Source organism: Spirulina sp. LEGE 11439, assembly GCF_059821285.1.
The window spans coordinates 76097-96493 of sequence record NZ_JCAMRX010000017.1 but is presented as its reverse complement, the minus strand read 5'-3'; the positions used below and the strand labels follow the sequence as shown (position 1 = coordinate 96493).

19 protein-coding genes are annotated in these 20397 nt (G+C 41.7%); 11 read left to right on the top strand and 8 right to left on the bottom strand.

Features of this window, described 5'->3' with window-relative positions:
• The first annotated feature begins 291 nt into the window (after positions 1-291).
• From AC6RV6_RS13765 to AC6RV6_RS13755, 3 genes are all read left to right on the top strand, one after another.
• Complete coding sequence (locus AC6RV6_RS13765; RefSeq protein WP_500241425.1) at positions 292-600, top strand: FeoA family protein; 309 nt, start codon at positions 292-294, stop codon at positions 598-600.
• Positions 601-609: 9 nt separating this feature from the next.
• Positions 610-2430 (top strand): ferrous iron transport protein B, encoded by a 1821-nt coding sequence (feoB, locus tag AC6RV6_RS13760; RefSeq protein ID WP_500241424.1) that lies wholly within the window; start codon positions 610-612, stop codon positions 2428-2430.
• Between the two features lie 90 nt (positions 2431-2520).
• Positions 2521-3453, top strand: coding sequence for an exopolyphosphatase (locus AC6RV6_RS13755; RefSeq protein ID WP_500241423.1), 933 nt, complete (start codon positions 2521-2523; stop codon positions 3451-3453).
• Positions 3454-3506: 53 nt separating this feature from the next.
• On the opposite strand, the gene AC6RV6_RS13750 is transcribed toward AC6RV6_RS13755, so the two are convergent.
• Positions 3507-4313, bottom strand: coding sequence for an SGNH/GDSL hydrolase family protein (locus tag AC6RV6_RS13750; RefSeq protein ID WP_500241422.1), 807 nt, complete (start codon positions 4311-4313; stop codon positions 3507-3509).
• A 108-nt stretch (positions 4314-4421) separates the two neighbouring features.
• On the opposite strand from AC6RV6_RS13750, the gene AC6RV6_RS13745 reads away from it, so the two are divergent.
• Entirely contained in the window at positions 4422-5219 is a 798-nt protein-coding gene (locus tag AC6RV6_RS13745) for an EI24 domain-containing protein (protein ID WP_500241421.1), read from the top strand.
• A gap of 131 nt (positions 5220-5350) precedes the next feature.
• Here AC6RV6_RS13745 and AC6RV6_RS13740 read toward each other — a convergent pair whose 3' ends face one another.
• The gene (locus tag AC6RV6_RS13740) at positions 5351-5965 is read right to left on the bottom strand and encodes a Uma2 family endonuclease (protein ID WP_500241420.1); all 615 of its coding nucleotides are present in this window, start codon (positions 5963-5965) and stop codon (positions 5351-5353) included.
• Positions 5966-6146: 181 nt separating this feature from the next.
• Between AC6RV6_RS13740 and AC6RV6_RS13735 the strand changes: the two genes are divergently transcribed.
• The 3 genes from AC6RV6_RS13735 (at position 6147) to AC6RV6_RS13725 (ending at position 7405) form a co-directional block, all read left to right on the top strand.
• Positions 6147-6734, top strand: coding sequence for a Uma2 family endonuclease (locus tag AC6RV6_RS13735; RefSeq protein ID WP_500241419.1), 588 nt, complete (start codon positions 6147-6149; stop codon positions 6732-6734).
• A gap of 145 nt (positions 6735-6879) precedes the next feature.
• Positions 6880-7080, top strand: coding sequence for a toxin-antitoxin system, antitoxin component, Xre family protein (locus tag AC6RV6_RS13730; RefSeq protein WP_500241418.1), 201 nt, complete (start codon positions 6880-6882; stop codon positions 7078-7080).
• Positions 7067-7405, top strand: a complete 339-nt coding sequence (locus tag AC6RV6_RS13725) for a type II toxin-antitoxin system PemK/MazF family toxin (protein WP_500241417.1) — start codon at positions 7067-7069, stop codon at positions 7403-7405. Before AC6RV6_RS13730 ends, AC6RV6_RS13725 begins: the two co-directional genes overlap by 14 nt.
• A 302-nt stretch (positions 7406-7707) precedes the next feature.
• Here AC6RV6_RS13725 and AC6RV6_RS13720 read toward each other — a convergent pair whose 3' ends face one another.
• From AC6RV6_RS13720 to AC6RV6_RS13705, 4 genes are all read right to left on the bottom strand, one after another.
• Positions 7708-8178 carry an HNH endonuclease gene (locus AC6RV6_RS13720; RefSeq protein WP_500241416.1) on the bottom strand — a complete coding sequence of 157 codons (471 nt, stop codon included), beginning with the start codon at positions 8176-8178 and terminating at the stop codon, positions 7708-7710.
• A complete protein-coding gene (locus AC6RV6_RS13715) occupies positions 8097-8426 on the bottom strand; it encodes a hypothetical protein (protein WP_500241415.1) in 330 nt (109 codons plus the stop codon). The genes AC6RV6_RS13720 and AC6RV6_RS13715 overlap by 82 nt, the downstream gene beginning before the upstream one ends.
• Positions 8427-8692: 266 nt before the next feature.
• Positions 8693-9031: a XisI protein gene (locus AC6RV6_RS13710; RefSeq protein WP_204103481.1), complete on the bottom strand. Its 339-nt coding sequence runs from the start codon at positions 9029-9031 to the stop codon at positions 8693-8695.
• Entirely contained in the window at positions 9016-9234 is a 219-nt protein-coding gene (locus AC6RV6_RS13705; protein WP_500241414.1) for an element excision factor XisH family protein, read from the bottom strand. Before AC6RV6_RS13705 ends, AC6RV6_RS13710 begins: the two co-directional genes overlap by 16 nt.
• Before the next feature lie 253 nt (positions 9235-9487).
• Here AC6RV6_RS13705 and AC6RV6_RS13700 point away from each other — a divergent pair, with 253 nt between their 5' ends.
• The gene (locus AC6RV6_RS13700; protein WP_500241413.1) at positions 9488-11041 is read left to right on the top strand and encodes a GmrSD restriction endonuclease domain-containing protein; all 1554 of its coding nucleotides are present in this window, start codon (positions 9488-9490) and stop codon (positions 11039-11041) included.
• 88 nt (positions 11042-11129) lie between these two features.
• Here AC6RV6_RS13700 and AC6RV6_RS13695 read toward each other — a convergent pair whose 3' ends face one another.
• The gene (locus AC6RV6_RS13695) at positions 11130-15806 is read right to left on the bottom strand and encodes a glutamate synthase-related protein (RefSeq protein ID WP_500241412.1); all 4677 of its coding nucleotides are present in this window, start codon (positions 15804-15806) and stop codon (positions 11130-11132) included.
• A 483-nt stretch (positions 15807-16289) separates the two neighbouring features.
• Between AC6RV6_RS13695 and AC6RV6_RS13690 the strand changes: the two genes are divergently transcribed.
• Positions 16290-18215 carry a phosphodiester glycosidase family protein gene (locus tag AC6RV6_RS13690; protein WP_500241411.1) on the top strand — a complete coding sequence of 642 codons (1926 nt, stop codon included), beginning with the start codon at positions 16290-16292 and terminating at the stop codon, positions 18213-18215.
• Between the two features lie 48 nt (positions 18216-18263).
• Here AC6RV6_RS13690 and AC6RV6_RS13685 read toward each other — a convergent pair whose 3' ends face one another.
• Positions 18264-18839 (bottom strand): Uma2 family endonuclease, encoded by a 576-nt coding sequence (locus AC6RV6_RS13685; protein ID WP_500241410.1) that lies wholly within the window; start codon positions 18837-18839, stop codon positions 18264-18266.
• 121 nt (positions 18840-18960) lie between these two features.
• Between AC6RV6_RS13685 and AC6RV6_RS13680 the strand changes: the two genes are divergently transcribed.
• A complete protein-coding gene (locus AC6RV6_RS13680) occupies positions 18961-19524 on the top strand; it encodes a Uma2 family endonuclease (RefSeq protein ID WP_500241409.1) in 564 nt (187 codons plus the stop codon).
• Between the two features lie 433 nt (positions 19525-19957).
• Entirely contained in the window at positions 19958-20374 is a 417-nt protein-coding gene (locus AC6RV6_RS13675) for a phosphomannose isomerase type II C-terminal cupin domain (protein ID WP_500241408.1), read from the top strand.
• The last annotated feature ends 23 nt before the right edge of the window (positions 20375-20397 follow it).

Genomic DNA, 20397 nt, shown 5'->3' with positions numbered 1-20397 from the left:
TTTTAGAATATTCAGTTGCGAATTATAAAGATATAATAAAAAAAGTCATCTAGTTCGATGATTTTTCCTTTTCTAGAGAATGTACGATGATTCTCTGGCTCAGTCGAGAAGAAGCAAGCGATCGCTCTCCAATGAACGAAAAGACAGAATTTTGCGAACTCAGTTGACGTAAAAATATTTTATGTTAAAGTTTCTTTTGTTTTTTGTGTCTGGCCACCGATCGCTTTTTTGCGTTTAGAGAAATGTAAAAAGTATTAAAAAATGTTACGATAAAAGGCAGAGAATATTGCTGTGAGGAAAGTCAAGGAGAATAAATTGGTACAGAAAATCAAGGCGATCGCATTAACTGAGTTACAACCTAGAACTCTCGCTCGAATAGAAAGTATTATTAATCCTTCGGATGATGTGACTTTAGATAAATTTTTGCAACACAGATTTTTGCAACATTTAGCTGCTATGGGGATCGTGCGGGATCGCCCTATTGAAGTTCTACGTCGAGCCTGTTTTGGAGGACCATTACACATTCGCGTGGGGGAGACAACAGAACTCGCCATTCGACGACAAGAAGCTCAATATATTACAGTTATCAGTTATCAGTAGGAACGTTGCATGCAACGTCCTTACACCAGTTATCAATTACCAATGAAGAGAATTGCCTTATTAGGAATGCCCAATACGGGAAAATCTACATTTTTTAATCGCATCACTGGTATGGCTGCAAGTGTAGGAAATTGGCCTGGAATTACGGTCGATTTGTTGCAAGCAATCGTTAAAATTAATGAGCAAGAAGTGGAAATTGTCGATCTTCCCGGTATTTACGATCTCCAAGGAACTGCCGATGATGAAAAGATTGTTCGCGACTTTCTGGAAAACTATGCGATCGATTTAGCGATCGTTATTCTTAATGCGTCTCAGATCGATCGCCAAATTCGGTTGCCTTTACAGATAAAATATTTAGGAATACCAGCCATTGTAATGTTAAACATGGCAGATGAAGCAGAAAAATATGGAATTTCGATTAATACTCAAAAATTAACAAAACATTTGTCAATGCCTGCATTTCTTATCAGTGCAAAATATGGTCAAGGTTATCGACAGGCATATGAAGCAATCAATAAAAAATCACAAGAAAAGAGCATTCCTGTCTCTCCTCAAGCCCTAGGATTACAGTTAAACCAAAGTAAAGAGATTACCCCAGAAGCGATCGCAGAAATTCTTGAGGACGCGGTAGAAACTCCTTCATCAATCAAGATAACTTGGACAGAACGTATCGATCGCATTTTGCTACATCCTCTTTTAGGATTGCCTTTATTTTTTGGGGGAATGTTTGCGGTATTTTGGCTGATTTGGGCAATTGGATTACCTTCTCAAGATGTCATGAAAAATCTCGCAGATTGGATATTAGGCAATTTCCTCGCACCCGCGATCGCACCACTACCAGAAATCCTTAAGGACTTTATCATTCACGGTCTCTGGAATGGGATTTCTACGGTCGCTTCTTTTGTTCCTTTAATCGTCCTTTTCTTTGTTTTAATGGCAGTTTTAGAAGATAGCGGTTACTTATCCCGTTCTGCCTATTTAATGGATGGAATGATGGCACGTTTGGGGTTAGACGGACGCAGTTTTGTCATGCAAATGATGGGATTTGGTTGCAACGTTCCAGCATTAATGGGCACCCGAGTGATGCGATCGCAAGCCTTGCGTTTTTTAACTATGCTAACAATTCCTTTTTCTCTGTGTTCCGCACGGCTACAAGTATTTGTTTTTATTATTGTCGCAACATTTCCTAATGGCAATGGGGCATTAGTTTTATTTTCTCTTTATTTATTAAGTTTTGTCGCCGCGATCGCAACAGCAGCAATTTTTCAAGGTACATTTCCTAATGATGAGCCATTCGTTTTAGAACTTCCTCCTTATCGCTTGCCAACATGGAGACAAGTAGCCTTGAGGGGATGGGGAGAAGTACGAACCTTTCTCTCTCGTGCTTCAGGCTTTATTACCTTTGGTTGTATTGCTGTTTGGTCTATTACCAGCTTGCCTGTTGGTGCGACAGGACTAGAAACAATTGGCGGTCATATTGGGACATTTTTGAGTCCAATCATGCAGCCGATCGGCATCGATCCTTATTTAACATTGGCGTTAATTTTTGGGTTTATTGCCAAAGAAATTGTCATTGGTTCTTTGGCCGTAATTTATGGTTTGGGGGCATTAGGCGTTAGCGATCGCATTGCTGAAACCGTAACTTTTGCTCAAGGTTATAGTTTTTGTATTTTTTGTTTGCTATACACCCCTTGTTTAACCACAATTGTAACGCTATTTAACGAGGCAAAATCTTGGAAATTTACGCTACTTTCTTTAGTTTATTCTTTAGTATTAGCATGGTTGGGAAGTTTTCTTTTTTACCAAAGTGTACAACTGCTAGAATGGTAGTAGTGTCAATTCGCAATCAAGATTATAATGAATTTTGGGCGATCGTAAAAATAGTCCCAATTTCTCAAATTCAACTCTCAAATTACGCTTATGTCAGAACACGAACAATATACCCTTGTCACCCGCAGCGATTTTGATGGACTGGTTTGTGCAGTTTTGTTAAAAGAGCTTGACTTAATTGAAGAGATCGAGTTCGTACATCCTAAAGATATGCAAGATGGCAAAATTGAGATTAGCGATCGCCATATCACTACCAATTTACCCTATGTGGAAGGCGTACACTTAGCCTTTGACCATCACTCGAGCGAGATTGTCAGAAACACAGAAATTCAAGCCAATCATATTATCGATCCCGATGCCCCTTCTGCAGCTAGGGTCGTTTACAATTACTATGGCGGTTCGGAAAAGTTTCATAATGTTTCCCAAGAAATGCTGGCTGCAGTCGATAAAGCAGACTCCGCTCAATTCAACCGAGAAGAAATATTAGAACCGCAAGATTGGGTGCTATTAAACTTCTTAATGGATGCTCGCACAGGATTAGGACGATTTCGGAATTTTCGCATTTCCAATTATCAATTGATGATGGAATTAATTGACTATTGCCAAAACCATTCTATTGAAGAAATTTTGGCAATTGAAGATGTCAAAGAAAGACGAGAGTTTTATTTTGAGCAAGCAGAAAAGTTTAAAGAACAACTTGAACGGTGCGGAAAAGTCTATGATAATCTTGTGGTTTTAGATCTCAAAGGAGAAGAAACCATCTATCCCGGTAATCGCTTTATGGTCTATGCCTTATATCCTGAATGCAGTATTTCCATGCACGTAATGTGGGGCTTGAAAAAACAAAATACTGTCTTTGCCGTAGGTAAATCTATTTTAAATAAAACCTCAAGCATTAATATTGGCAAACTCATGTTAGATTATGGCGGTGGCGGACATGCGAATGCAGGAACTTGTCAAGTCAAAAACGATCGCGCAGAGAAAGTTTTTCAAAAATTAGTGCAGAAAATCACAGGTACATAAACACAAATTTAAGCAAAGATGGGTGAAGCGATCGCATGCCCATCTTGCCATGATTAATCCTCACACAGTCCTACGCAGTCCTCAACATATAGATTTTGCAAGCGATCTTCAGGAATTCCCAAACCTTTCAAAATTGTGTAAGCAATAACGCGATTTCCCGATCGGTTAGGATGAACGCCATCGTGAGTGAGAATTTTTTGAGTTGTTCCAGCATATTTTTGATAAGTCTTGATAATATCTTGAAAAGGTTGGTTAAGATTGATAAACAAACAATTATTTTTAGTTGCGATCGCTTCCATCACAGCAATATAGTCAACCAAACGCTGATTTTCATGACTGTCTAAATTTTCGCGAATAGGTGTCGGTGCAAGAAGGACAACTTTAATATTTTTCTCTCGTGCTAACTTCACCATTTCTATTAAATCTGCTTGATATTGTTCCAAAGAATTTCCCGCAGGTAAATTACCTTCATGATACTTCTTTTGTTCCTCAAAATCATAAAAGGCGTGCCAAACGTCATTCACACCAACATTAATAAAAACTAGATCGGGATTCTTAGACAAAACATCACTAGAAAAGCGTTGTCGCATTTGTCGGGATTTATTACCCGATATGCCTGCATTAACAATCTCAAATTTTCGATTAGGATAAAGTTCTTTAAGAGAATTTTGTAACAACCAGATATATCCTCCTTCTCGAGTGCCAGCTTCGGTAATGCTATCTCCTAAAAAGGCGATTTTATTGGTCTCAATCAAAAGATCAAATTGTTCTTCATTAGCTGTCAACTTATTGTTAGCATTACAAGATATCAGATTGCAAAATATTAGTCCCAATCCGATCGCGATCGCCAATTTTTTCATAGTTTTTGGTATCAATTATAACAATTTTCGCTTAAAATAGAAAATACAAGGCTTTTTCTAATTAAAAACTTCTAGTAAAGCAACCTTACGATAAAGCTCATCAGAATTATGGTTTGTGGATTAATTGCCGGAACAACTTATCCTTTTCGTGCATTGAAGATTTTTTGGCGATCGCCTTCTCTTCTGCGCTTTCTCATTATTCCAGTTGCGATTAATATCCTTGTCGGTATTGTACTCTATGGGAGTCTTTTATTTCCAGCTTGGAACGGCTTAGATGCGCTAACATTAAGCATTGATGCGAGGATCGATCGCTTAATTGTCACTTTGCCTGCTTGGTTGGGATTCCTTGACGATCTGGTTTTTGGTTTTGCTTATATCTTGCGCTTTATTTTATTAGCAATTTTATTTTTAGTGACAGGTTTTATCTTACTACAATTTGGTACGCTTTTAGGTGCACCGTGGTATGGAAAACTCTCGGAGGAAATGGAAAAGTTCCGCTTGGGAGAAGCCAAAATCGTAGAAGTTGGACTTGTCCTCGACCTTTGGCGAGCAATTTTGTTTGAGCTTAAAAAGTTGTTTTTTTGGTTAGCGATCGCCCTTCCTTTATTAGTTCTGAATTTAGTGCCTTGGGTAGGTTCGCTGGCAATAGGATTGCTGTGGATTGCACTGACCGCAGCAATTGTAGGATTAGATTTTTTGGACGGTCCTTCTGAGCGTCGTCGCCTTAAATTTCGTCAAAAACTAGGGATTCTCTTGAGAACTTTTCCTGCAAGTGCAAGTTTTAGTTTTGTCTGTTGGGGATTAGTGAGCATTCCTTTTGTTAATCTTTTAACTGTGCCAATTTGTGTTGCTTCAGGGACTTTATTTTGGTGCGATCGGGTTTTACCGAAATTAGAAAGAAGATAATAAGATATGGTCTTTTAAATATCAATTAAAAGAAATTGAAAATGACGAAATTAAAATCAGGATTTCTCGAAAAAAATCGTTATTATGCAAAACGCAAGAGTTTGTTTATTTTCTTAATAGAGGTGGAATTTTTATCCCATGATTTCATTAATTTCAATTGCTATTTCAGGAAATATTAAACTTGTAATACGTTGTCCTCGTCGAAGTTTTTGGGTGCTTTGATAGCCTTGAGAACTCGGATCGCGATAAACTTCAAGACATTGTTCGTTAATGTCGATTAACCATGTTTCGAGAATATTATTTCTGCCATAGAGGGGAATTTTAATTTCTCTGTCGCTGTCTATGGTTGTATCGGCTATTTCCACTAATAAAAAGATATCATGAGGCTGAGGATGTCCGGATTCGTAGTAATCTTCTCTGCGTCGTAGTAAAGCTAGATCGGGTTGAGGTTGAGATAGATTGTTTAATTCTATGGGACTTTGAGCGCGAATGAGAACTTGTTTTGCAAATTTATCGCGAAACAAGTCGTTTAAGCGATCGCAATAAGCAGCATGTCGTCTGCCAATTTTCCCCATTTCAACAATCTCTCCCTCAATTAATTCAATATTATCGCCATCGCTGAAAATTCCCGTTTCTGCCATTTTACAAAATTCACTGACGGTAAATTTCTTGCGGAGTAATTGTGCTGTCATTTTTACCTCCTGCTTTTCGAGTTGTTTGTTTTGTTTCAGACGACGGGATCGCATTCTCCTCCCATTCTGACATATCTACGCGATCGCTTTTCCAAATTTCTCGAAAGTCAAGAGTCTGTTACTTTTCTGCATGGCAAACGATCGCATGTCTCATGAGAGATTTCATTTTATGATTAAGTGCGATCGCAAAACACAAATACGATACAATTGATTTTATACTCTGGAGACAAATTCTATGCAAGTACAAACTAAACCCCGGTACTATACTCCCGAAGAGTATTTAGAATTAGAAGAAAAGGCAGATTATCGCAGTGAATACCGAGATGGGAGCATTTTACCAATGGCAGGAGGCACGACCAATCATAATCGGCTGACTCTTGATTTCTGCACATTTTTGAATTTAGCATTACGTCAACAAAACGCTGAAATTTTTTCGGGAGATGTTCGTTTATGGATTACGCGCTTTCGCCAATACACTTATCCCGATGCAATGGTAGTTAAAGGACAACCTATTTATGAAGGAAAAGGAAAAACAACAATTGTAAATCCTGCAATTATTGTCGAAGTATTATCAAAGTCAACTAGAAATTACGACCAAGGAGATAAGTTTGACTATTATCGTTCAATTCCAGAGTTTGAAGAATATATTCTGATTGACCAATACCGATTTCATGTCAAGCAATTTGTTAAAAATAGAGAAGGAAAATGGGTTTTAACAGAATACACAAAGGAAGATTCCGTTCTGGTTTTGGAGTCAGTAAAGTTTCAAGTTGAGTTGAGAGAGTTTTATGCAAGAGTGGATTTTGAATTACAAGAAGAATAAGAGAATTTGCGATCGCTTTTTTCTATTCTGGCACATTTACAGAATCGCGATCGCATCTCCCATGAGAGACTTCATTGATTATTAAGTGCGATCGCAGGATACGGTAAAATTAAAAGATGCAATACTGAATGCAGGGAGAGTAAAGATGACAAATTCAGAATCAGTTTTATTGGAAAAACTACGTCGTTTACCTCAAGAACAGGTTGAGGTTGTCGAACAACTTATTGATGAATTGTTAGTGCAAAGAGAAAAACGATTATTAGTGCTTTCTGCAATGACACTCTCAGAAAATTCGTTGGTAAGAATCTGGGAAAATTCTGAGGATGCAGAATATGACAATTTATAAATTTGGTGATGTTATACTCGTCCCGTTTCCTTTCACCGATCAAACGACTATCAAAAAGCGTCCGGCTGTTGTTATCAGTTCTGATATGTATAATCAAATTCATATCGATTTAATCGCAATGGCAATCACTAGCCAAGTGAAAAGTACGCTCATTTTAGGAGAGATTCCGGTTAATGATTGGAGTGCAGCAGGTTTACTTAAACCTTCAATGATTAAACCGGTTGTAATGACTGTGGAAAAAAGTTTGATATTGAGGAAGTTGGGAAAGTTAGAGAATAGCGATCGCTTGGAACTAAAAAAGACGTTACAAACTATTTTTAGTTAAAACCGTGCGATCGCACTTCCCATGAGAGACTTAATTTTATTATTTTAGCGATCGCCAAAAGTCATCATGTTTAATTCCTCCCGTTTTTTGAATTCTTTCCTCTGCTTCGGTTAGGATTTGATTTAATGCTGCATTATTTGTGTCACTGTTGTCTAAACTGGCAACTTGGATCGCTTTTTTCTATTTTGGCATATTTAAAGGATCGCAATCGCCTTGCCAAATTTATCGAAAGTCAAGAGTTTGTTCCTTATTCTTTATGGTAGTGCGATCGCATCTCCTATGAGAGACTTAATTTTATTATTCTAGCGATCGCTTTTGTTAAGAGTATTTGATTGTTTTGGATCTTCTTGGGGAGGATGACAAGCAATTTGCAGCCAAAATTGTCTCGATCTTTGAATAAATTTATTAGCATGACGTTCATCATTAAAATCGAGGCGATCGCAGGTGGCTCGACCGATGGGAGTATGTCCTATAATTGTTAGACTATCTGACGACCAAATGAAATGTTCCGACCATTTCTGCGTGCGAGGATTGAAAAGAGAGACTTCTTGTTGGGTATCTGGATCAATTCCTGCTGTAAAATTATAACGACGCTCGTTACATCGACGACAGCATAATGCTAAATTATCCAAATCGTCAGAACCGTCACGAGATTGAGGGATAATATGATCGATGGTAAAGCGATCGGTGCTTATGAATTCTGGGGAATGGCAATATTCACACCGTTCTTTTGCCCGTTTTCTGACAAATTCTCGGTTGGATTTTGAGACCATTGGATTGTATGGGTTTCTGCTGCGAGGAGGGAGTTTGCATAGGTAAATATCTGTGCAAGCTCATTTATACCATTTAATTCGGCTTTTTCTTCTGCTGTTAGGTTTCCCAGTTTATTTCGTTCTAGCAGTTCGTCAGAGCGAGTTTGCAGTTCTTCGGTAAATTTAAAGAGTTTGTATCCTTTAACGGTTTCTAGAGTAATGCCTTCTCCCAACCAGTAGGAGGGTTCGATCGTGAGTTTGGGTGACATTTCATTGACCTCTATCGCATTCTTTCCCTATTTTGACACATCTACAGGATCGCGGAAACTGAGAAAATTATTGATATTTTAGCTGTTCGTAAGCGTCCTCCCTATGATTATGAAGATTTAGAGGAGTTATTGACAGACTTTGAGGATGATTAGGCGATCGTGCTTTCCTATTCTGACAGATCTACGGGATCGCATTGCAAAATTTCTCGAAAGTCAAGGGTTTGTTACTTTTTTTTATGTTAGTGCGATCGCTTCTTTTAATTACCTTAACTCACCGCAAACCCTGTATGTTCTCTTATTTTAGGATGGCGAAAACCGAGAACAATATCTTGTTTGGGAATTCCGGCTTCTATTAGATCCGTTGCGACTCCTTCTTCTGTATCATCATATTGAATCCAGATTTTATCGTTAATCAGATCGATGTGAATGGGTGTTGCGTGTAAGTATTTGCGATCGCTCCAACCGATATCTAAGACTAAATAGCGCCCTCTTTCGTCATCAAATAGAACATGAGAATGATAGCGATCGGGAATAGAATCTCGGAATTCAGCGTGTTCTCGTAAGATATTTTTAATAATTTCTTTGTATTTTATTGTGGTATCCATTGAAGAATTTCCTCCTGTTCTGGATCGAAAACAATTAAGCGAAGGACTTGATTTCTAAGTAGAATTTGTCCTAATTCTATCGTAAAAATACTGTTGAAAGCATCTTGGGAAATTGCAAGATATAAAAGGCGATCGATTTTTATCTCATTCATCACTTTCTCAGTTTGGATTTGTTGCGATCGCGCTCTCCCATTCTGACACATCTACGCGATCGCATTTCCACGAGAGACTTAATTTTATTTTTCAGGAGTGCGATCGCCAAAAATTATCATGTTTAATTCCTCCTGTTTTTTGTATTCTTTCCTCTACTTCGGTTAAGATTTGATTTAACGCTGCATTATCGGACAGTGCTAAAGTTTCTAGAATCGAGAAAGATATGTGAAAATTTATAAATCAGCTTCTCTTTTTGTTTTAACTTGTGTTATAATCTCAAGTTATTGTTAATGATACCTGATTATGTCTAAATCCAAAAAAGTCAATTTAGATGCTCTAATTAGACGAGAAGATTTTGAAATAGATAGTCCTGTTAGTTCAGGACATAAAAAAAGTGCAATCGCTATAGAAGATATAAAACAAGATTCATTTTTCTTTACTTATGTTTGTAAACCTGATTTTCAAAGAGAAACAAATGAATGGGATTCAAAGCGAGTTTGTGATTTTATTCAAAGTTTTGTGGAAGGAGACTTAATACCAGCAATTATTTTATGGCAAAGTAAATGTGGCTATTTGTTTGTTATTGATGGTAGTCATCGATTAAGCTCTCTATCTGCTTGGGTTAATGATGATTATGGTGATGGAAATACGTCAAAGAATTTTTATGATGGATTAATTCCAGAAGAACAAATAAACATTGCTAATAAAACTCGAACACTTGTTAATAAAACAATTGGTTCATACGAAGATTTCAGATTAGCTATTACACGACCTGATAAAGTGAAACCAAAAATCGTTCAGTATGCTAAAAATTTGGGAGCTTTAGCGATCCAACTTCAATGGGTAGAGGGTGATGCAAGCAAAGCCGAAAGCTCCTTTCAAAAAATAAACCAACATGCTACACCAATTGATAAAACTGAGCTTAAACTTATACAAGCTCGCAGGAAACCTAGTGGCATCGCGGCACGAGCAATCATTGGAGCAGGAAAAGGACATAAATACTGGTCAAACTTTCCAGAAGAAAAACAAAACAAAATTCAAGAACTTGCACAAGAAATCCATACGATTCTTTTTGAACCACCATTAAAAACTCCAATTAAAATATCTGATATACCTATATGTGGAAAAATTAGTCAGATGCTACCACCTGTTGTAGAATTCGTTAATATTGTTAATCAGATCGATAGTAAAAATCTTGATGATGATGACACAGGAGAAAAAACAATTCAATTTTTAATAAATATTCGAAAAATTGCTCGAAGATTAAACAGTAATCATTCTTCTTCCTTGGGATTACATCCTTTAGTGTATTTTTACTCAAAACAAGGACGATATAGGACTGTGTGGTTTTTGTCTATTGTTGATTTTGTCATGGAATTGGAGAAACGCAAAAAAATAAACATTTTTATTGATGTTCGAGAGCAATTTGAAAAGCTCTTAATAGAAAATGGGACTTTAATTCAAGAAATCTATTATAAACACAATGATATGCGAAAAGCGTCCAACAAGATATCACTCTTTTTCCAGAAAATAGTTGAATCTTTGAAATTAGACATCAAATTTGAGGAAGTAATAGAGAAATTGATAGAATCTGATGATTTTAATTATCTTAAGGATTATAGTTCAACAAATCAGCCAACTCCTTCATCTAAAAAAGATTTTAATACGGGTAAAAAAAGTGAAATTTATATCAGAGAAGCTCTAGAGAAAGAACTATTATGCAAAATTTGTGGTGGACTCATTCACTGCAATTCTACTTCAATCGATCATATACAACGTAAAGAAGATGGTGGACTTGCGAATGTAGATAATGGTCAAATTACTCATCCATACTGCAATACAGGATATAAAAATTAGCTGTTTCCAATCTTATAAAACAAAAATTGAAGTAACAGTTATAGGCTGGTTATTTTCCAACCTATAACTGTTTTAATCAACTAACCCATCAAACAGAAGAAAGTGCTTTTTCCTCACTCGCCACAACACTCGCTTCCGGCGTATCAGCCTCCGAAGGCGGCACTACTTGCCAGAACTTGCCCAAATACTCCGACCAGTTCGCCAGAATAGCCTTAGCCTTCGCACTTCCGGTTCGTTCTGCATGGGCAGAAATCAACCCTTTCAACTGTGCCTCACCTGCGGGAGTTGTCACGCGCTGAATTGAGACGATCTCCGGGTTGACCCGGGCGGCAAACTTGCCATCCTCATCGAGGAAATAGCCTAAACCTCCCGTCATCCCAGCACCAACATTGCGACCCACAGAACCGATCGCCACAATCACCCCACCGGTCATATATTCACAACAGTGATCGCCGGCACCTTCTATCACCGCGACACCCTTAGAATTCCGCACCGCAAAACGCTCTCCCGCCCGTCCATTGGCGTATAACGTGCCGCCTGTGGAACCATATAAGCAGGTATTGCCCACGATCGCATTCTCGGAAGGGTCGTAAGTGGCTTCAGGAGGAGGAGTGAGAATAATCTCGCCGCCGTGCATTCCCTTACCCACGTAGTCATTAGCGACCCCGGATAAGCGCAGAATCATTCCCGGTAAATTAAACGCCCCGAAACTCTGACCCGCAGCGCCCTTAAAGTTCAAATTCAATTGACCCTCAAAGCCAGCATTACCGTAGCGTTTGGCGATTTGTCCCGCGATCCGCGCCCCAGTTGCGCGATCGGTGTTGACAATCTCAATCTCCTTCGTTACCGCCCCTTGATTGGCGATCGCATTCGCAATCTCTGCATCTTTTAACAGGCGATCGTCCAAAACAGCCCCATTACCGTGAACGGGTTCGCGTTGTAAGAACGAACGATCTTCAGTGACGGGAGGAAGCGTGAAACAGGTTAAATTAAGTCCCTTGGTTTTAGTGACTTGCTTATCTCGCACCTTCAGTAAATTAGAACGCCCGATGACCTCCAATAAGCTGCGATAGCCCAATTTTGCCAATAATTGCCGCACCTCTTCCGCGACAAACAAGAAGAAATTCACCACGTGATCCGGAGTCCCGGGGAAGCGCTTGCGAAGTCGTTCTTGCTGCGTCGCGACTCCCACGGGACATTGATTGGTATGGCAAACCCGCGCCATAATGCAGCCTTCTGCCACCATAGCCACAGAACCAAAGCCGTACTCTTCCGCCCCCATTAACGCTGCCATGAGGACATCGTAGCCCGTTTTCAGACCGCCATCCGCACGCAATAGCACGCGATCGCGCAGGCCATTTTCCATCAGCATTCGGTGAACTTCTGTTACTCCCAATTCCCAAGGAGCTCCTGCGTGTTTGATGGAAGATAAAGGCGAAGCACCTGTCCCACCATCGTGACCGGAAATTTGAATCACATCTGCATTCGCCTTTGCAACCCCTGCTGCAATCGTCCCAATGCCAATTTCTGCCACCAATTTCACCGAAACCTTAGCATTCGGATTGATTTGGTGCAGGTCAAAAATTAATTGGGCGAGGTCTTCAATAGAGTAAATATCGTGGTGAGGAGGGGGTGAAATCAATGCAACACCTGCTTTAGACCGCCGCAACATGGCGATATAAGAACTGACTTTTTTACCGGGTAACTGTCCCCCTTCTCCGGGTTTTGCCCCCTGCGCCACCTTAATTTCTAACTGTTTGCCACTCATCAAGTATTCGGGAGTGACACCAAAACGCCCCGAAGCGACTTGCTTGGTAAAGGAGGAAGCACTATCACCATTTCGCAGTCCTTTCAAGTGAGGGAACGTGGGAGAATGCCCATTTTCATCGACATCATTAATGGTGTGGAAGCGTTGAGGATCTTCGCCCCCTTCCCCGGAATTGGATTTTCCGCCCAAACGGTTCATCGCGATCGCTAACCCTTCATGCGCCTCTCGCGATAGGGATCCCAAGGACATCGCCCCCGTACAGAAGCGCTTGACGATTTCTTCGACGGGTTCCACTTCCTCAAGCGGAATAGATGCGCGATCGCTTTGGAAATCCAGTAAATCTCGCAACGCCGTCGCCGGACGACCTTCCAAGAACTTCAAATAAGTTTCGTAATGGTCGTAATTCTCGGCAACCAAAGAACTTCCTTGACCGTTGGCTGTCAGATTGCGACTCTTCTTCATCTCCTCAAAACCGCGCACTGCCTTATGTAAGGACTTCGCCATTTCCGGAGAACCCATGTGATATTCCCCACCGGGTTTGTAGTTGATAAAGCCGAAATTCTTTAACTTCTTATCAGCCAGTTCGGGAAAAGCGCGATGGTGAAAGGCGCTCACTTCTTTCGCCAGATCCGAGAGATTCATGCCTCCCAAACGGGAAGTCGTACCGTTGAAACTGAGGTTAACGACTTCTTCTCCTAAGCCGATCGCTTCAAAGATTTGCGCCCCATGATAGGAAGACAGCAGAGAAATTCCCATCTTAGAGAGAATCTTCAGCAAACCGGCTTCGATCGCCTTGCGATATTGAATTTGCGCGGTTTCTACTGTCATTTGAGGAACGCGCCCATTCTCCATTAACTTCTGAGTTTTGGGACTGTGCCACCAACCGCGAATCGTTTCTAGGGTTAAATAGGGACATACTGCTGAAGCCCCATAGCCTACCAAACAAGCAAAATGGTGCGTACTCCAACATTGCGCCGTATCCACGATTATTGAAGCCTGCAACCGCAATCCTTCGCGAATCAAATGGTGATGAACCGCCCCCACTGCCAACAATGGCGGAATATAGAGTTTCTCCTCACCGATAACTGATAACTGGTTACTGTTAACTGAAACGCGATCGCTCAAAATGAGAATCTTGCTACCGGCTTTCACTGATTCGGCAGCATCCGCGCACAATTTTTTCAAAGCAACTTCTAACCCATTCAACCCTGCTGCTAGATCGAAGAGAGTCGAAAGTTCGGTCATGGCAAACCCAGAGGCTTTAATCTCCTCTAACTCTGCATTGTTTAAAACCGGAGTCTCAATCTTGAGAACTTTCGCGCTTTCGGGTTGAACTTCTAGGAGATTGCCGCGATCGCCTAATGTCATATTCAATGACATTACTAAACTTTCTCGCAAAGGATCGATAGGTGGATTTGTAACCTGTGCGAAACGTTGTTTAAAGTAGTCGTAAAGCAAGCGAGGCTTATCGGACAATACGGCTAAAGGAATATCATCCCCCATACAAAAAGTCGGCTCTTTTCCGAGAGTTGCCATCGGCACGACGATCATATCCACATCTTCTGCGGTGTAACCGAATGTCGTCTGCGATCGCAATAATTCCGTAGCTTCTAAGGTCGGCGTTTCGGCAAAAGACTGAGGGGCAATTTGCACTCGATGCTTTTTCACCCACTCTCCATAAGGATGCTGTTGGGCAATGCGCTGCTTGATTTGCCAATTTTTCAGCACTTCTTGGGATTGTAAATCAACCGCAATGGTTTGACCGGGTCCCAGTCTGCCTCTTTCCACAATATCTGCTTGCGGCAGGTTCACCACCCCTGCTTCTGAAGAAACGACGATGTAATTATCCTTGGTAATAAAATAGCGGGCAGGGCGCAAACCATTGCGATCCAAAGTTGCACCGATAGTTTTGCCGTCGCTGAATACCAATAAAGCCGGACCGTCCCACGGTTCTTGAATGCTGCTGTAATAGTCGTAAAATTCGACAATTTCCGGATGATCGTCTAAGTCCGGCTGATTCTGATATGCCTCTGGGACGAGAATCATGGCGGCTTCGAGAGGAGATCGCCCCGTCCGCACCAACAATTCCATTGTACTATCCAAGTTCGAGGAATCGCTATTCTCTGGGTTAACAATCGGCGTTAATCCTTCTAATTCTTCTGGAGTCCAACCGGGAAGGCGGAGATTATTTTCCCGCGCTGCCATCCAGTTAATATTCCCCAGAAGAGTGTTAATTTCGCCGTTATGCCCTAACAAGCGCATGGGCTGAGCCAGATACCATTTGGGCATGGTATTGGTACTGAAACGGCGGTGATAAACGGCAAATGCACTCTGATAATCGGGGTTCGCCAAATCTTTGTAAAACTGTCCCAAAATTTCGGCGCGAACCATGCCTTTATAAACAATAGTCCGACAAGAAAAAGAACAGATATAAAAATCATCGCTCAAGCGCTTACCGACGCGAGAACGGGCAATGTAGAGAGCGCGATCGAGTTCATCTCCTGCTAAGGTTGGCGATGCGACCATTACTTGCTCGATGCGAGGTAAATTTTCCTTGGCCTGTCGCCCCAATATCTCTGGAATGATGGGAACTTCTCGCCATCCTAAGACTGATAATTTTTCGCCCTGCACGACTTCTTCGATATGGTCGCGGTTTTTTTGCGCCTCTCCTTCATCTTGAGGGAGAAAAACCATCCCAACTCCCAAGCGATCGCTCTGGGGCATGGTTATATTATTTTCATCGAACCATGATTGAAACACTTCTCGAGGAATTCCGGTCATGACTCCAGAACCGTCTCCCGTATTGCGATCGGCACTGCACGCCCCTCGATGTTCCAGACATCCCAAAGCCGTGAGGGATTGTTCGACAAGTTTATGGGTTCTTTTGCCGCTAGGATCGGCAATAAAGCCAACACCACAGGCATCCCGTTCTTCTACGAGCCACGGTTGACCGGGGTAGGGATGTTCGGCAACGGATAGAGAGTTTCTGTTTTGCATACTACGACTTGACTTAAACAAACAATAGAGCCTCGAGGAGCGGTATAAAATTGAATCTAGGGAAATGGCGAGAGACGATTAATCTTAGCCTGCTACATTTTTTAGCTTGTAGAAGCTCAACACGAATCCTATGACTAACTTCCTACGATCGAGGGAAAATGAAAAGATAGCGTTTCGAGTTGTCCTTCACCGTCGCAGAGTCACCGCGATCGCGTTCTGCACGTTATATCGCACTTCCTCGTCCTAGATTACAGGCTTAGCCTTTTGATTGTAATACGAGCTTGCTTTTCAATTCAGGTTAGTCTGAACATTATCACGGGGAATGCTTGAACTTGACAAATATTTAATATTTTTGTTTCGATCGCCGAGCTATTCCGTCCATCGCTTTGAGGCCGCTAAGGTAAAGAAGGTATGAGACCACAGAACGAATCTCGCAACCGCCATCGCAGAATCCGCCATCATCGGCGCAGGAGAAGGGTGAAAATGTCTTCGCGTTTTGGGTTGGCGATCGCGATCGCCTTGCTAACGTTTGCCTTACTGGTGTCGAGTTTATCAATGGCGAGAATGGTTCTCACGGCATTTCGCCCCAGTCGCGATCGCCCTTCTACCGTATTGGTCGCCAATACTTCTCCCGTGGAGGTTGGCGATCGATCTGTATTGAGGGAAGTTGAAGTCAAGCAAAGTGCGTTTTCTCCGACTGCCCTCCAGCAAGGAGATCGCCTCTCTCTCAATGGTAAAACCTTTTCCGGGGCATGGATACAATGGCAAAATGGCGAAGAGACGAGAACGGGACTGAGTGACACCGCAGCAATGACAATTTTGGGGATCGAGTTACTCGATACGGAAAATCCCAATATTCAACCCGTTCGCTGGTTTAATTTCTCTCAACCCTTACCCGTTCATTTCCTCGAGGCTTATCGCTATCTCGATATTACCGATATCCTTGCAGCGAGTCATTCTCAACTACAAGAGAATGGCAATACTTTAAGTATCGATTTTCCTCACGCCCGCATTCAAGGAATTGAAAAACAGGATCGAGGGACAGGGGGAAGAATTGCGATCGCGTTAGATCGCCCCACTTTCTGGCAAGTCAGCCAAAACCCGAGGGAAGGGGTGGTGATGGTAGAAGGCAGCGATTATACTGAGTTTCCCTTCGACGATCTCGAAAATGGTAGCAATTCTCAATCCTTATTCTCCCAACTCTTCTCCTCTGCCAAAAATCGAGCCGAGAAATTAAATGCCAAGATCGAAACAGGAGAATTTCGGACGAAAATTCATGTCGATCTGTCCGAGGGAAATCAACTGCAAGTCACTTCGATCGCTTCTCCTCCTCAACTTCTCGTTGACGTGCGCCCCGATGTCCTCAAAGACCGCAATATTGTTTTAGCACCGGGAATGCTTTGGCAGCAAAGATATGTCCCTTCGGGAAATGCGCGTTTTCCCGTCACCTCCTTAACCTTCAATCCTCGCGATCCGAATATTGCCCTGAGACCGATCTGGGGCAACCCGCGATCGATGCAGGGGACAGAACCCCTTGTGGTCATGGGACGGCAATGGAAGGCGTTTGCAGCGATTAACGGCGGCTTTTTTAATCGCAATAATCGTTTACCTCTCGGTGCCTTGCGTCGAGATGGGAAATGGTTTTCGGGGCCGATTTTGAATCGAGGTGCGATCGCTTGGGATGATACTGGAAATATTGCGATCGGGCGTTTGTATCTACGAGAAACGATTATCACCTCAACTCGTCAGCGTTTATTTATTCCCTTTCTCAATAGCGGCTACCTACAGGCTGGAATTGCCCGCTATACCTCAGAATGGGGAGCGCAATATACACCCCTGACGGATAACGAAACGATTGTTCTCGTCGAAGGCGATCGCGTTACCCGACAAACTCCCAGTCCCAAAGCCGGACAATCAGCCTTTCCCATCCCTTCAGAAGGCTATCTCCTCGTGATTCGCGGTAACAGTGCGTCCCCACGCGATCTTGCTGTTGGGACGCAAGTGCGCCTCGAAAGTGAAACCGTACCGCCCAATTTTGACAATTACCCCCAGATTATGGGGGCAGGTCCGCTTTTGTTACAAAATGGACAAATTGTTCTCAACCCAAGTGGGGAGAAGTTTAGTAATGCTTTCAATGGTCAAGCCGCCTCTCGCAGTCTTATCGGAACAACTCGCCAAGGAACTTTAGTTATTGCCGCCATTCACAATCGTCCGGGAGGAAGAGGACCCACCCTCAACGAACTCGCTCGCTTAGCATTAAGGTTGGGTCTGATCGATGCGTTAAATTTAGACGGTGGTAGTTCCACTTCCTTTTATTTGGGAGGTCAACTCGTCGATCGCTCTCCCGTTACCGCCGCTCGGGTTCATAATGGGATTGGCATTTATTTAACAAGCAATAATTCTCGTTAATTTTAGGTCAAAACTATTTTAGAAAATAGTCTCTCTAGCTGAAGACAATTAGCTTAAAATACCGTTTAAACTCAATTCAAATCCGACTAATACATCCTCTCCAGATAAACAACTGGGAGATTCTAAAATCTCAGCCTCTCGATCCTGACGATAGATTTCCACGCGATTATTTTGCGGATCGATCAACCACCCCAAAAGCACGCCGCATCTCATATATTCCTGCATCTTTTGTTGCAATGTCGATAAACTATCCGTCGCAGATCGCAACTCGATCGCAAAATCGGGAGCAAGCGGTAAAAATTGATTGGGTCGTAAATTCAAAGCTTCAATTCTCTCTCGTTTGACCCATGACGCATCAGGAGAACGTTCTGCACCATTAGGGAGTTTATACCCCGTCGAAGAGTCAAACGCTAAGCCCATACCATCTTCATCCGTCCAATTGCCCAAACGTTGTGTGAGTTTACCGTTACGATTGCCGCTAATCCAGCCAGTGGGGGGCATAATAATCAATTCTCCTTCTGCCGTCCGTTCCAGTCTTAAATCGCGATTATCCTGACAGAGTTGAAAAAACTCTTCGTCTGTGAAAGAAGCGATCGCATTGATATTGAGAGTTACCGCATTCATTGCTTTCTGAGGAAAATCAATTTTTCTTCATTATATTCGGAATTGAAGAAAAGAAAACAAAAAAATTGTCCAATGCACAGTCCAATTGCTATTATTGTAGCAATTGAACTAATATTGCATTATGGTTGCGACACCTGCTTATTTTAGCCCTCAAGACTATCTCAATCTAGAACGAAATAATAATATCCGCCACGAATATCAACGCGGCTTGGTTTATGCGATGGCAGGAGGGAGTGATAATCACAATCGAATTAGTATTAATCTTCTGACTTTAATTAACTTATACTTACGCGATCGCAGTTGCCAGTTTTTCGCTGGGGAAATCAAGGTGAATTATGCCGATGATTTCTACTATTACCCCGATGCTTTTGTCACTTGCGATGCTCGCGATCGTGGCGATCGCTACATCAAACGTTACCCCAAATTAATTGTAGAAGTTCTTTCCCCTTCTACCGAAGCATTCGATCGCGAACTTAAATTTACAGATTATCAAAAACTCGCCAGTCTAGAAGAATATATCCTCATCGACCAAGAGCAAATGCAAGTAGAATGTCGCCGTCACCTTAACGACTCTTGGGAAACGATAATTTATCAGACTGGCGATCGGATTCAATTGCAGAGTATTGAATTAGAATTTGCAATTGCAGAACTATATCGCGGAGTTAGTTGGGTTGAAGAAGATTAAATTTAGCGATCGCATTGAAACTTTGCTTGCATCTTGATATTATCGATAATTAATATTTTGTATTTCTTGAAATAGTTCGATTAAGTTTCAAGATGCAAAACATCGTGAAAAGCGATCGCAACTTCCCTTCTATCGCCATAACTCACAAATGAACTGAAAGAAAAAAATCTCAATTTGCGAACAAAACACTGCAATCGCCCTGACAATCCCGATATCCGGCTGAAACGACATAATGGGAACAACAGAGAGTAGCGATCGCAAGTCTCCTTAAGAATTTGATTAAGAAAAAGACGGATTTCGTAAAGAGTTGTTAGATATTGGTTAAATTTAGGATTTTGGCTAGCGTCTCTAAAAATAGGTTTGCTATGGTTGAGAAGAAGCAAATAGCGAAAAATCATCAAACCGCGATCGCGCCTCTCTACTGGAAAAAACTATGGTTCAGCTTAAAGAAGTCTCCCCTACCCCCACACTCTCCTTAGCAACACCTACAGCCCGAGAACTCGTTAACAATACAACCACTCAACGCCCTTGGGGTTCCTTCACCGTCCTCGAAGAAGGCTCGGGTTATAAAATTAAGCGCATCGAAGTTAAACCCGGTCATCGCCTGAGTCTGCAAATGCACTATCACCGTAGCGAACATTGGATCGTGGTTTCCGGTACCGCCAAAGTCACTTGTGGAGAGAATATTTCAATTTTATCCAGCAATCAGTCTACCTACGTTCCTCAATGTACCGCCCATCGCTTAGAGAATCCCGGATCGATCAATTTGGTCATCATCGAGATTCAAAATGGGGAATATTTAGGAGAAGATGATATTATTCGCTTCCAAGACGATTACAAGCGCAACTAAAACGGTAATGGGAATTTGGTAAT